The sequence below is a fragment of the Treponema vincentii genome, assembly GCF_018336815.1.
Lineage (GTDB): Bacteria > Spirochaetota > Spirochaetia > Treponematales > Treponemataceae > Treponema.
The window spans coordinates 1,028,200-1,041,409 of sequence record NZ_CP050497.1 but is presented as its reverse complement, the minus strand read 5'-3'; the positions used below and the strand labels follow the sequence as shown (position 1 = coordinate 1,041,409).

Genomic DNA, 13,210 nt, shown 5'->3' with positions numbered 1-13,210 from the left:
TTAAATGACAGAACCTATTTTCCAAATAATCCGCGCTGCCCTGCTTTAATCCATTTGCCGGGCATACGCGATAATGCAGGCTGGTTTATTTGTGCAGCCAACCATTCGGTATAAAGCGCATTATCTTCTCCCTCAAGGCGAACAAGCATTGTTTGCAAAAGAGCATTTTCTTCCTGTGCAAGCGTTGCCACCGTTGCCTCCGCCATCCGCACAAATGCCCCGGAAGCAGCGGCAACCGGTATATTTCCGCATGAAGGAGAGACATCCCGATGTACGAATATTAATTTTCCGGATTTTTTATGAATAAAATACCGCATAAATGTATAGACCAACTGTATATTTGCAGTAATCAATTCGGTAACGATCTTGTCGGCATGCAACACACCGGTATTGGAATATAATTCGGTATATGCCGGTGCATCGAAGATCAGCAGTGCAGTTTCAATATTCAACTGTAACGTTTTAAATTGAAGTGGTAAAGATTGAAGAGAAAATACGGATTGGCGGTTCCATAATAGCACAGGACCTATCGTATTCTCCGTTTTTTTTTCTTTTGTCCGTTCGGCATCGGAAATAACGATTACACGCTGACCCTGTACCCGTAAAAAATCAGCTAAGCTTAACGAAAAATTTAAACGATCGTCTGTTATCAGTATATCAGTACTCATAGCTACCAGTATATACCGAATAAATAAAAAATCAAATAGCGGAACCGCCTTTTATCTGCACTCCTATTCGATTAAGGTTGCCTCAACCATATAGCGGAAGGAATCACCCGCAGCGGAATATTCTTTTTTTTCAATAATAAAAATAATAGCACGCGAGGAGTCATCCATCAATATCTTTTTAACGGCATAATTTTTAACACCGCTTCTGACATAATCGGGACGGCCGACATCTTTTTTTACCTTGGTTCCGTTCGGTTTTGTTTTTTCTACCGTTAAATAGAATGAACTTTCTGTTTTTGATTTTTGTGTCGTATTCAGCACAACCGTGTACTCATCGCTTGTTTGGAAGTCGCGGAAGAACAATGTCTGATTCCCTTCCGTTGCTTCTGTCTGCACATAAAGAACTCGTCCCTGCCGTGTTTCGGAAATGCCCCATTTACTCAGAGAAACTTGCGCTCTATTCTGCAGCGCAAGGAAGGTCGATTTACTCTCTTTGCCTTCTGTCTGCTTTGAGGGCGATGTCCTGAAAATACCGTTGGGGAGAAAGGTATTGCCGCCTACATCGACAGCATAAATTTCAGCATAAGCACGATAGGTTTTATCCTGTAAACCGTATTGGCCGAAAGCGAACTTGCTTCCATCGGCAGAAAAGCCTAAATTCACAAAGTTTGCAATGTCTCCTGCATAAACGGCAGCCGCCAAGACCGCCATAACAATTATGGTATAAAGTTTTCGCATAACAACTCCTGCACATAAAGGATGCGTAAAATGGTTCTATACCTTTATCGGAATATAAAAAGCAAACTTTAAAAAGGAGAAACCAAACAAGAACTTTGTCTTGTTCAAAGTAATCGAAATCACTTACCAATTAAAGAAACTACAAATTATCCATTATCCATTACTTACTTACCCGGCTGCCGCCAGACTGTAAGCTGCTCCTGTATCAGTTCTTTGCTTTCTTCCAAAACTTTTAATTGCGCTTCTTTTGTGGTAGGCGCAGGATATATTTTAAGCGCTTTTACACGATAAGAACCGCCGCGCAAGTTTGTTGCCATCCGGGTTATCGAAGAGATATTCCATCCGCCGTCAACCGCAGCAACAACGACCGGCATAGGCGCTTTGGATAAAAACCGCCGGAATCCTGCCGAATGAAAAGTCCCGACTTCGCCGTTTTTTGAGCGGGTACCTTCGGGAAAGAGGATAGGTATCCAATTATTACGCACCACCCGTTGTGCAAATAAATCCATTGCCTGCATCGCTTGGCTGGGGCTGCCGGTACGCCGTACAAGGCAATGCTCGTCGCTTTTTAGCATAACGGAAACTAACGGCACATGGTCTGCAAGTTCTTTTTTCGCAACAAAACGAACCCGTTTTCCGCCGAGATAGTTCATATACACAACAATATCCAAAATACTCTGATGGTTGGAAATCAGCAAATATTGCTCCGGCAACTGCGGCACAAGAGTATAGTCGCCTTTAAAACGGAAATTAAGGTAAGCGGAAAAGATTGAAAAGATACGGTGAGCGATAACGGTTGAAATATGTGCATTGATTTTTTTACACCACGGCCGGTATACGGTGTATGCAATACGGTTTAATAACGCCCATCCGGCTAAAGCGCCGACACAGCATATAATACAAAAAATACCCAGCATAAAGATCCTATCAATACAAAAAGTTTTCGACAGTATAGACTATTTCTTCTAAAGATGCAAAGCATTGCTTGGTTTTGGGAATACTGTCGATAAAAATTCTCCCGTATTGCTTAACAAGCGCCCGTTTGTCGAGCAGCGTTACAATGCCGCGGTCTGTCTGCGAGCGCATCAGGCGGCCGAAGCCCTGCCGGAATTGTACGACCGCCTCGGGAACGCTTAATTGCATAAACGAGCTACCCCCTCTTTTTTCGATGGCATCCGCACGGGCGCGGAAAAGCGGCGCACTCGGTACCGCAAAGGGCAGTTTTACCAAAATGACATGGCTAAGCGCCTCTCCCGGTACGTCGATGCCTGCCCAAAACGATGCAGTCGCGAATAAGCTACTGTCGATATGCTCTTTAAAGGTTTGCAATAGGCGGCTGCGGTCGTCCTCCCCCTGCTGCAAAAGCTCCATATCGGGGAGTTCCTTGCGGGCGTACGCACAAGTTTGTTTTAACGACTCGTAAGAAGTAAACAGGACAAGCGTTTTTCCTCCGGTCATCTCGATCAGTTTAGTAACGGCGGTATTCACAAATTGCTGAAACTGCTCATCATCAGGGGCAGGCGCATCGGTCGGAATGTTCAAAAGCACATTTTTATCGTACGGAAAAGGAGAATCAAAGGTACCGGTGCGTACCGGCTTATCGGAAAAAGGATGCAAGCCGACCCTTCCCAGCCAATACGAAAAGCTCGTACCGATTTTCAGCGTTGCGGAAAGCGCAATAACGGTATCGAAAGGGGTGAATACCGCCTGCCGCAGCAGCCCCGACATATCCACCGGCGTTTGATTAAAGTACGGCACTTCCCCCGCAGGGCTTTGGTATTTTTCTATCCAGAAGACGAAATCCGGTAGTTCCTTCCAGCGGAAAAAGTTTTCGAGTGTTTCGGAAATATCCTGCAGCCGGTGCAGTGCGAGCGAACCTTCCCGCACCGCTTCTTCATACGGAGAACCTTCGTCCGGTTCGGCATTGGTAATCAGCACCGCGAGCTTGACATTGAGGATATTCAGCTCTGCATAAAAATCCTTGCACGCGGCAAGCAGCGCCGCCGTCTTCGATGCCGGTACCTGAGTAAAACCGAGACTGCTTACATTCCCGCAAAACGAAAGAGCCCGCGCCTCCAATGCGGAATAAGCCGTCTGCGTTTTAGTAAGTGCGCCGATGATCGCCGGCATCAGTTCGGCTTTAGTAGAAACCGCAGTGATTTTTTCGAGGCAGCCGACGGCCTTCCCTTTTTTGGTTCGGGAAAGCGTTGTAATGCAGCGGGTTAAATCATAGCGGGAAAAGGTACGCGAAAAAAATCCGCTTGCCGCCTCTTCAATCGTATGAGCCTCGTCAAAGATGATTGCGTTAAAGGGCGGGAGCACCGCGGTTGAATCATAACCGGCGCCCTCTTTTCTGCTGGCAAGATCGGCAAAGAGCAGGTGGTGATTGACAATTAAGAGCGCCGCCTTTTCAGCCTTTTTACGCATCTTCATCACAAAGCAGTCGGAATAAAAAGGGCAGCGCTGCCCGAGACAGTTATCCGATTCGGAGCAAATCTTTGACCACAGCCCTGCAGCGGGCATAAACGGGAGCGAAGAGCGGGCGCCGTCTTTGCTCGTTTGCGCCCATTTTTGAATGGCGGCCAGCTCTTCCGCCTCCTGACTAAAGAGATCCGGCTCCTGTATCGTTTGCATAAGCCGCCGCAAACAAAGGTAATTCTGCCGCCCCTTAATGAGCACCGCTTGCGGCTGTTCCGATTGCTCGCCGCATATACCGAGTATTTTTAAGGCGTCGGGGACATCCTTATCGATTAATTGATGCTGTAAATTGATGGTACCGGTAGAGATAACAATGCGGACTTTGTTGGCAAGCGCCCATTCAAAGGCTGGAAGTAAGTACGCCAAACTCTTGCCGACGCCGGTTCCCGCTTCAAAAACGCCGATTGCGCTGTCGTTAAAGCAATGGGTTATTGCGCGGGTCAGATCAAGCTGCGGGGGACGCTCTTCATAATGATCAAAAAAAGAGGCAAAATTGCCGGTTTCTTCAAGGTAGCCGACTATTGTATCGGCATTCAGGCGGCGGTATACTCGTTCCTCCGCTTCATCTTCGTAGTGCATGAGAGATTAGTCGCGCAACCATTCTACCGTTGCGGTATCGTATTTAACGCTGATAATGGCTGTTTCATTATATTGTATCTGCGCATCGACCTTTGTGCCTGAAAGGATTTTTTTATCGGGGGATACCAAAAAGCGCCACTGCGGAGGATTGGTCTTTTGCACTGCTTGACGGGCAATCTCATCGGGTAAATTGAGGAATTGGCGGGGTTGCAAACTCCCCTTTTGCGTTACCAGCAGATATCCGTTATCAATTTTTAAATCGAGCGAGACGGATACGCCGCTTGAAAACACCGCCATCCCGCGGCCGCCGCGCAAGATCATCACACGATCAAGCCCCGGTTCCCCCTTCCACGAACCGGCAAGCGAATCAACGGTTTCGATGTATCCGAATTCCATACTCTGTTCGTTTTGCGGCAGGGACCGTGCAAGCTGTTCCAACGGAACCGAAAAGTCAAAGAGGTTGAACACCAAAAGCCGGGAATCAAGGAGAATTTTGTTGACATTATCGTATACTTTTGAAATGATTCGCGTTAACTGCTCTGTTCGTCCTTTCAAAATGAGTTCAAGTTTAATTCCGTCCGGCACCTCTTCCAATGCACCGAAAAAAATATAATCAATAGCCGGATTTTTAGGAAAATCAACAGGTACGGACTGGTTCCGCAAGTCAAAGATAGTGTAGGTTTTCAGTTCTTTAATAAAAGAAAAGACAAGATTATCGACCGTTTGAGCAGTTTGCCCAGATATTGCAGGAGCTTGTAATTGATAGACGGCAACGCCCGGCAGCGCCGAAAGCGCCGACGGCAGGCTGATAAGCAGAAGGAGAAGCGCTATAGATACTTTCTTTGTTCTTCTGTATTTCATTGCTCGTTATCACCTGTTTTTTAGCTGCAATTCTCGTTGCATATCCCGTTTAATATCCCGCTCTTTTATGTCAGCCCGTTTATCAAACTGCTTCTTTCCTTTACAGATGCCGAGCATAACCTTAATCCGTCCCCGTTTTAAGTAAAATTCCAGCGGAATAAGCGTATAGCCTTTTTCTTCCGTTTTTCGGGTCAATCGTTTAATTTCATCTCTATGCAACAGCAGTTTCTTAGGACGGTCGGGATCATGGTTAAAGATTGAAGAATACACATATTCCGAAATATGAAAATTCTTCAGCCATACCTCATTCCGTATAATTTCGGCAAACGAGTCGGGAAATGAAATTCGGCCGTCCCGCACCGATTTTATTTCGGTACCTTGCAGCGCAATCCCGCATTCTATGGTTTCTTCGATAGAATAGTCGAAATGCGCTTTTTTATTCTTTGCGATAATTTTTATCGGCTCTCCGTCCATCAAACTCATTATATTCATCTGAAAATACTTGTCAACGTAGAAACAAAATGGTACTGTAGTTACAAAAGGTATTCCGATATCATTCTTCAAATATGCGGCATCACCGGTAAAATAGGTTTTTTATGTTTTTTCAACGGTACAAATTTACTTCATATACTGAACGGCGGGAAAAGCGGTTTAAAATTATCCGTATCGCTTTTATTATTTTCTTACTTTTTATACTGTATCAGCTTATCAACTCGTATATTATCGCCGCGTACCGCATTCAAGCGGATACGATGCAGCCGACTTTTTCTTCCGGCGATATGATTATCACCGCTCCTTTTTATTCCACTCAAAAAGATATTGAACGGGGAACGCTCGTAACGGTTGAACCGATTGCAAGACCGCATCAAAATTTCTTTGAAAAAACGGTACAAAAAATCGTTGCCTTTTTTACCTTCCAACTGGTTAATCCCTTTGCTGCCAATCAACCGGCGCAAGCAAAGCCCTTTATCCGGCGCGTTGTCGGCATTCCCGGTGATACGATATATATGGAAGATTTTGTACTGCATATCAAAACAAAAGACGGCGGACATTTTTTAACCGAGTTCGAAGTAGCCGACAACGACTATAACGTCAAAATCGAAAACCTGCCGGAGAACTGGGATACATCATTGCCGTTCTCAGGCGCGTACCCCGAAATGACGCTCAAAGAAGGGGAATACTTTGTGCTGTGCGACAACCGGATTGCCTCAAGCGATTCCCGCCTCTGGGGGCCGTTGCAGGCGGCAACGCAAATCAAAGGACGCATATTGATGCGATATTGGCCGTTTTCTCATATTTCGGTTTTTTAAGCCGGAACCGTATCCGTGAAGCCTGCCGGTCTTTATATTCATATTCCGTTCTGCACGCAAAAATGCCGCTATTGTGATTTCTACTCGATAACGCAAAAGGCGGACTTTGCCCCTTATCATCCCAATCCTCAATTTATCGAGCAGCTCCTGCACGATGTCCGTTTTTTTAAAGAACGCTCTGCTATTGAATCATGGAAAACCGTCTATATCGGCGGCGGTACACCTTCGCTGCTGCACCCTGATGATATTAGCACCCTCGCGGCCGGTATCCGTAAAGAGCAACATCTGCCGGTTCAAGAATTTACGATAGAAGCAAATCCCGAAGATATTCATCCCGAATGGCTTGCAGTTTGCAGCGAAAGCGGCATCAACCGGCTTTCCATCGGCGTACAAACTTTTGATAACGATGTACTGGCCGTAAACGGACGCCGCGGTTCAAAAGAAAAAACGATAACAGCTTTGGAGACAATAAAACGCCGATGGCAGGGTGAACTTTCCTGCGATTTAATTGCGGGATTGACCGGACAGACTGCGGCGAGCCTTTCCGGCGATGTGCGGCGACTGATAGACTACCGCATCGATCACCTCTCCCTCTACGGACTGTGCAGCGAAGCGCCGCTTCCGGAAGCCCGTGAAGATTTTATTTCCGAGCTTTTACGAGAGAATACCGCGCTTTTAGCCGAAAACGGGTATATCCGGTATGAGGTGTCGAATTTTTCGTATCAGGATAAGCACCGTTCCCTTCATAATCAAATCTATTGGAATATGGAACCATACGCCGGCATCGGCCCGGCTGCATGCGGAACTCTGATACATGAAGATACTGGCGGCAAATTTATCGCAGCGGAGCGTTTTGAAGGAAGTAAAGATATCGATAAATGGATGACCGCAGCCGACCGCCTTTCGGTATATTCATACGAACATATCGACCGAAATACCTTTTTGGAAGAGGTGTTGTTGATGGGTTTCCGGCTTTCGGAAGGGATTAACCGGTCGGCATTTGCACGGCGGTTCGGCGCTGATATTACCGCCTTTATCGGCAATACCCTCAGCCGCTGGGAAAAACGTAGGCAGTGCCGCATCGAACCTAACCGCGTATATCTTACGGAAGATGGTATGTTATTTCTGAACCGTTTTTTTAGTCGATGCGCTTTCGGAATTGGATGCAAAATAACAACCTGCCGGAAAGCCTCTTGACCTCGACGGCTAATCATTGTTATTCTGTGAGTTATGACAGAAGCGGATAAAATAGCGCTGATAGACTTGGATGAAGAAGATTACGATACGGTTTTAGCCTCGGATATCGTCTTTGACGGAATCATTAAGTTTGAAAAACCTTTTATGATAAAGGGCGCCGTACAAGGAACTATTCAATCTTCAAGCGATTTAATGATTAGTGAATATGCAAAAGTAAAGGCAAAGATAGACGCAGACCGCGTTATTATCAAAGGCGAGGTCATCGGTAATGTTACCGCTACCACCTCCGTGCACGTATTTGCCTCGGGGAAATTAACCGGCGATGTAACGGCGCCCGAAGTAATACTGGACAGCGGCTGCTTTTTCAGCGGCATTTGTACGATGAATCGGCGCTAGAGGTTGTAAGAACGTGGGTGCTTTCCGCAAAAGATTTCCGGCAGGAATCATATTAAGTTTTTTAACGCTCTTTTTTCCCTATTATATTTATGCGCAAAAGAGTGATGATGCGCTGGTATTATATCGTGAAGGCCGCTATAAAGAATCCGCATCGGTGTGTTTAAATGAAATAGAACGGATGCCGCGCAATGTCGACAGCTATGTGGTGCTGACATGGGCGCTGCTTGCCGATGGGCGCTATCGGGAGGCGGCCGACTGGACAGTTAAAGGACGGGAAATTTCGCAATATGATCCGCGGCTTATTGAAAGCCATGCACAAGCGCTCTATCACCTTGGAAGGAACGAAGAGAGCCTGCGTCTCTTTGAAGATTATATCGCCTATGCGCCTAACGGTACGAAGGTGGGCGGGGTATATTACCATATCGGAGAATTGTATTTGCGCATGGCAAAATACCGCCATGCCGATATCGCGTTTTCTACAGCTATCCGGTTGGAACCGCTCAATAGCGTATGGTGGACGCGGCTTGCGTACTCACGGGAGCAGGCGAAGGAATACAGGGCAGCATTGGAGGCGTATTCGTCTGCCTTGCAGCTGAATAAAAATTCAACCGATGCTCAAAAAGGTTATGAGCGCGTACTACACCGCTTTTAGCCCACATCAATGCACTCCTTTTTTCTTGCTTTCTGATTGTAGGTTTCTTTCATTGATATGAATGTTCAATTATGTTCAATACGAATTGAAACGCTTGGATGCAGGCTTAATCAAACGGAGGCTGAGTCCTTTGCAGCGCTGTGTACCGATGCGGGATTTTCCATCTATACCGGCCATACCGGATACGCCGGTACAACGCCTGCCGACACTCCAACGATAACAGCCCCGGAAGCCGCGGCTCCCATCCGATTACCTTCCGTGCTACCACCCGAACAGACGGTTCTCTGTTTTGTGAATACATGCACGGTAACCGGCAAAGCGGAACAAAAGGCGCGTCGGCTGATCAGATTACTGGTAAAGACACACCCCCATGCCGTTATTCTGGTAACAGGCTGCTATGCTCAACTGGAAGCTGCGGAAATAGAAGCGCTACACCCCCACATACTCGCGTTTCCCGGACAGCAGAAAGATTTATTAACCGAAATACCGGCATACCTTGCAAAATTGGTAGCCGACAGCGCTTACTTTGACACAGCCTTTTTTTTAAGCGCAGTGCGCGCCTACCTTACCGGTTTGACGGACAAAGCGCCGCAGCATACACAGAACGAACCGGTACAAAACTCATCAGTACAAAATATATCCATACACGGCATACGGGAGAACCGGCTATTCGCACTCAGCTCCCCGCATTTTTTATTCCACTCACGCGCACTGCTGAAAATTCAGGACGGCTGTAACGATGCCTGTGCTTATTGCAGGATACGGCTTGCACGGGGAAAATCCGTGTCGCTGCCCGCCACCGAAGTCCTCGAACGGCTTCGCTGTATAGAAGAAACCGGTGCTCATGAAGTAACGCTGACGGGTGTGAACCTGTCGCAGTACCGGAGCGAAGCCGGAGACTTTGCCGATATGCTCAAACTCATACTGGAAAACACTGAGATGCGTATCCGCATTTCGAGCCTTTATCCCGATAGGATAGATGAGACACTTATCCCGCTGCTGGCACATCCGCAGATTTGCCCCCACTTCCACCTTTCCGTACAATCGGGCAGCGATACCGTCCTTAAAGCAATGCACCGAGGCTACAGGAAAGCTACCATATATCAAGCGGTTTCCGAACTTCGCCGCGTAAAGGACAATCCGTTTATCGGTGCGGATATCATCGCGGGTTTTCCCGGTGAAACGGAAGCTGATTTTGAGGAAACATACCGGATGTGCCGTGAACTTGAGTTTGCGGGAATACATGCGTTTCCCTTTTCCGCCCGCCCGGGAACAGAGGCGTGGAAAATGCAGCCAAAAGTACCTGAACGGATTGCCGGTCAACGGATAAAAAAGCTGAACGAACTGGCGGGAACGCAATCCGCAGCGTATTTACAGGCATGGGATGGAAAACCGATATGCGGGGTTGTCGAAGCGCCGCGCAACGGTCGGCAAACCGTTATCACGGAAAACTATCTTTCGCTGCCGTTAACATCGGATTCTTTGCAAGAATATCGTTTATACGGCGGCGAATATGTCCATATACGAGTACAGGGAAAGAATGCCGTACTAACGGACATTACCTCTCGCCCGCACAGCTAACCGGATAATCGAACCGAAATATCCTCACACCATTTTGACGGATAATGGGTAATCGCAACTAAATCTAAGGAAAATCTCTAAAAACGGAAGTTTTAGAGGTTCTCTATTATTTATAGGAGCACAGCGCCACCCGCGTCATATCGAGGCTGTACGGATTATCGGCAAACGCAATATCCTTCACCTTTTCCGAATTGTATACCGCCATTTCCCTCGCGTAAGAAATCGGTATGTTCACCGCCTCATCATGCAGCGTTGTTAAAATGAACCGGTAATCGTCCCGTATCGCATCTTCGTCTACGGTACTCATCATACCGGCAATACAGGCATCGATGCGCGTTTTTTGCACCAAGCCTGCCTGAGAGGTTTTATCCAACCCGTCGTCCGCCATCGCAGTCAAAAAGACATGCGGATCTTGGGGAAAGCCGTAAGTGTCGTTGACGGACAGTTCAAATGCACCCGACGTACCGGTATCGAACCACGTCATCGTTTCGTACCCCTGCAAGACAAGCTCAATGCCGATATTCGCAAGCTGCCCTTTCACCGCCGTCAGTATTTGCTCGTCGATAGGCTTTGCACTCTGATAAATCGCCCGCAGCTGTAATGGCGTTCCATTGCGCATCCGTATTCCCTTGCCATTCAGTTCCGTCCAACCGGCCTGCTCAAGCAAAGACACCGCACGCGCTTTATCGTATTGATACGGCGACAGCGCGACATCGCAATACGGCATATCGCGGGTAAACAGCGTATCCGCCTTAACCTCGCTTCCGTGCAGTACCGTATTGATAATTTCATCTTTATTGATTGCGTACTCAAGCGCCAAACGCAACTGCTTATCCCGCGTAAGCGGCGAAGACGCATTGAGCAGCAGATTTCGTGTAATATAAGTTTTATCCGAAAACCGCACGGTCAACCCAGCCCCTGCACCGTTCTGATTCGCCATTCCGGTCTGCGCCGGCATCCTGACCTGCTCCAGCATATCGTAGGTAATTTGATACGAACCGAACAGTATATCGATTTCCCCCGCTTTAAGCGCAAGAGCGCGGCTGTCCGCATCGGGGATAATCATTACGGTAAACGACTCCGGTCCGCCATTTTGTCCATACCATTGCGGATTTTTTGTAAACCGATACCGCTGCCCCGCAACACAGTTTGCCGCCTTTATCTCGTAGGGTCCCGTTCCCGCCGTATCCGCTGTATAGGAGCCGTAGGGATTATTCCCGTTTTCAAACAGACGAGGAGAAAGCATCCCAAACGCCGACGCACTTAACTCCTGCAAAACGGCAGGGTAAGGCTCTGCATAGCGGAACCGCACCGTGTATTCATCCGCCGCCTCCACCGCACTGATCCGCGAAACCGCCCCATAATAGCCGAGATAGTCCCCGACAAATTCCTGCATCTTTTCAATGTTGACCTTTACCGCCTCCGCAGTAAACCGCTCCCCATCGGTAAACGTAACCCCGCGCCGTAAATGAAACGTCCACGAATGTTCGTCATGCTCCCACCTTTCGGCAAGAGCCGGTTTCACTTCCCCATTCTCAAACCGGACAAGCGTTTCATACACCATCTCCGAATAATGAGAAAACCCAAGCCCGTCCATAATCCCAATCGGCTCATAACTTGCAAAATCGACCGCTTCTCCGACAATCAACTCATCACGGCCTTTTATCTCCGACGCATTTTTGCATCCCAACACGGCAATCAGCGCCGCAACCGACACCGCTGCAATCCACCGTATTTTTCTTGTATTCATACAAACCTCCATTGTTTTATTTTTTGGGGCGACTTTTTGCGCAAGCGCAAAAACCGGGCTATCCGCTTGTATCTTTTTATTGCGTTTGCAAAAACCGGCTGCGCTTCTCCTCACGTCGAAGGCAGCTACAGTAATGAGCCCTGCAATAAAAAGGATACCGCTTCTATCCCGTATCGCCGTCCTTGCCGATATTAAATCGAATAATTTTTCCTTTATCACCGGTCATAAAAGCGGCTGCCCGCAGGTCATGTGTGATAAACAAATATGCGCACTGCGTCTCTTTTTGCAGCCGTTTTAAGAGCTGAAGGATATGCAGCATCACCGTAGGATCAAGCCCCGCGACGGCTTCATCCAGCACGGCGAGCTTCGGTCTAATAGATAGCGCACGGATAATGCATATCCTTTTTTGCTGACCGCCCGACAATTCATGCGGATACTTTTCCAAAAGATAGGCAGGAATATCGGCGGTATCCAGCAGCGGAGCAAGCCGAGCCATACACTCCTTTTCAGAAAATCGGCAAAAATGCTGCAGCGGCTCGCAAAGGCTTTTCTTAATTTTTTGCCTTGGGTCAAAGCAGTTCAGGCTATCCTGAAACACGGGCTGAATATGCCGGTAGAGCGTCCTCCTGCGGGCAAGCGGAAAAACATCCTCGCCGTCCCACCGGATGCTGCCTACAGTCGGTTTTTCAAAACCGCAGATAAGACGCGCCAAGGTACTTTTTCCGCTGCCGCTTTCGCCGATAAGCGCAACCGTCTCCCCGTCCCCGATCGTCAATGAAAAATCCTCCAGCACCGGCACGCTGCCTTTCCTGCCGTTGTCCGTATAGCGTTTTGTTATATGTTTTATTTCGAGCATTGCTTCTCCTCTATAAAATACCCACGTGCACACATGAAAAGAAAAATCTTCCGCCATGGAGGGCGGTGTTAAACAAATATACATCCGTGTATATTTGTTTAACTTCGAGTTTGTTCCCACAAACTCGATTCTGTGGATACTCCC

Annotated in this window: 13 protein-coding genes; 5 read left to right on the top strand and 8 right to left on the bottom strand. The window is 47.7% G+C overall.

Features of this window, described 5'->3' with window-relative positions; translation table 11 throughout:
* Nucleotides 1–14 precede the first annotated feature (14 nt).
* The 6 genes from GWP40_RS04765 to smpB all read right to left on the bottom strand — a co-directional run bounded on the left by GWP40_RS04765 (nucleotide 15) and on the right by smpB (nucleotide 5,798).
* Complete coding sequence (locus tag GWP40_RS04765) at nucleotides 15–668, bottom strand: hypothetical protein (RefSeq protein WP_212566269.1); 654 nt, start codon at nucleotides 666–668, stop codon at nucleotides 15–17.
* A 63-nt stretch (nucleotides 669–731) separates the two neighbouring features.
* Nucleotides 732–1,406, bottom strand: a complete 675-nt coding sequence (locus GWP40_RS04760; RefSeq protein WP_212566268.1) for a DUF2259 domain-containing protein — start codon at nucleotides 1,404–1,406, stop codon at nucleotides 732–734.
* Nucleotides 1,407–1,570: 164 nt separating this feature from the next.
* Nucleotides 1,571–2,323, bottom strand: coding sequence for a lysophospholipid acyltransferase family protein (locus GWP40_RS04755; RefSeq protein ID WP_212566267.1), 753 nt, complete (start codon nucleotides 2,321–2,323; stop codon nucleotides 1,571–1,573).
* Between the two features lie 10 nt (nucleotides 2,324–2,333).
* The gene (locus GWP40_RS04750; protein WP_212566266.1) at nucleotides 2,334–4,463 is read right to left on the bottom strand and encodes an ATP-dependent DNA helicase; all 2,130 of its coding nucleotides are present in this window, start codon (nucleotides 4,461–4,463) and stop codon (nucleotides 2,334–2,336) included.
* Between the two features lie 6 nt (nucleotides 4,464–4,469).
* On the bottom strand, nucleotides 4,470–5,324 hold the full coding sequence (locus GWP40_RS04745) for a TP0183 family DNA metabolism protein (RefSeq protein ID WP_212566265.1): 855 nt from the start codon (nucleotides 5,322–5,324) through the stop codon (nucleotides 4,470–4,472).
* A 9-nt stretch (nucleotides 5,325–5,333) separates the two neighbouring features.
* Complete coding sequence (gene smpB / locus GWP40_RS04740; protein WP_016522236.1) at nucleotides 5,334–5,798, bottom strand: SsrA-binding protein SmpB; 465 nt, start codon at nucleotides 5,796–5,798, stop codon at nucleotides 5,334–5,336.
* A 122-nt stretch (nucleotides 5,799–5,920) separates the two neighbouring features.
* Here smpB and lepB point away from each other — a divergent pair, with 122 nt between their 5' ends.
* Genes lepB through mtaB form a run of 5 tightly spaced genes read left to right on the top strand, consistent with a single transcriptional unit; the run spans nucleotide 5,921 to nucleotide 10,460 of the window.
* Nucleotides 5,921–6,634 (top strand): signal peptidase I, encoded by a 714-nt coding sequence (lepB, locus tag GWP40_RS04735; RefSeq protein WP_212566264.1) that lies wholly within the window; start codon nucleotides 5,921–5,923, stop codon nucleotides 6,632–6,634.
* Nucleotides 6,635–6,649: 15 nt separating this feature from the next.
* Complete coding sequence (locus tag GWP40_RS04730; RefSeq protein WP_230974608.1) at nucleotides 6,650–7,831, top strand: coproporphyrinogen-III oxidase family protein; 1,182 nt, start codon at nucleotides 6,650–6,652, stop codon at nucleotides 7,829–7,831.
* Between the two features lie 33 nt (nucleotides 7,832–7,864).
* Nucleotides 7,865–8,227 (top strand): bactofilin family protein, encoded by a 363-nt coding sequence (locus tag GWP40_RS04725; RefSeq protein WP_212566263.1) that lies wholly within the window; start codon nucleotides 7,865–7,867, stop codon nucleotides 8,225–8,227.
* Between the two features lie 13 nt (nucleotides 8,228–8,240).
* The gene (locus tag GWP40_RS04720) at nucleotides 8,241–8,879 is read left to right on the top strand and encodes a tetratricopeptide repeat protein (protein ID WP_212566262.1); all 639 of its coding nucleotides are present in this window, start codon (nucleotides 8,241–8,243) and stop codon (nucleotides 8,877–8,879) included.
* 57 nt (nucleotides 8,880–8,936) lie between these two features.
* On the top strand, nucleotides 8,937–10,460 hold the full coding sequence (mtaB, locus tag GWP40_RS04715; RefSeq protein WP_212566261.1) for a tRNA (N(6)-L-threonylcarbamoyladenosine(37)-C(2))-methylthiotransferase MtaB: 1,524 nt from the start codon (nucleotides 8,937–8,939) through the stop codon (nucleotides 10,458–10,460).
* 106 nt (nucleotides 10,461–10,566) lie between these two features.
* Here mtaB and GWP40_RS04710 read toward each other — a convergent pair whose 3' ends face one another.
* Together GWP40_RS04710 and GWP40_RS04705 are read right to left on the bottom strand one after the other, a co-directional pair.
* Nucleotides 10,567–12,210, bottom strand: coding sequence for an ABC transporter substrate-binding protein (locus GWP40_RS04710; protein ID WP_212566260.1), 1,644 nt, complete (start codon nucleotides 12,208–12,210; stop codon nucleotides 10,567–10,569).
* Between the two features lie 163 nt (nucleotides 12,211–12,373).
* Nucleotides 12,374–13,066, bottom strand: a complete 693-nt coding sequence (locus GWP40_RS04705) for an ABC transporter ATP-binding protein (protein ID WP_212566259.1) — start codon at nucleotides 13,064–13,066, stop codon at nucleotides 12,374–12,376.
* Between the last annotated feature and the right edge of the window lie 144 nt (nucleotides 13,067–13,210).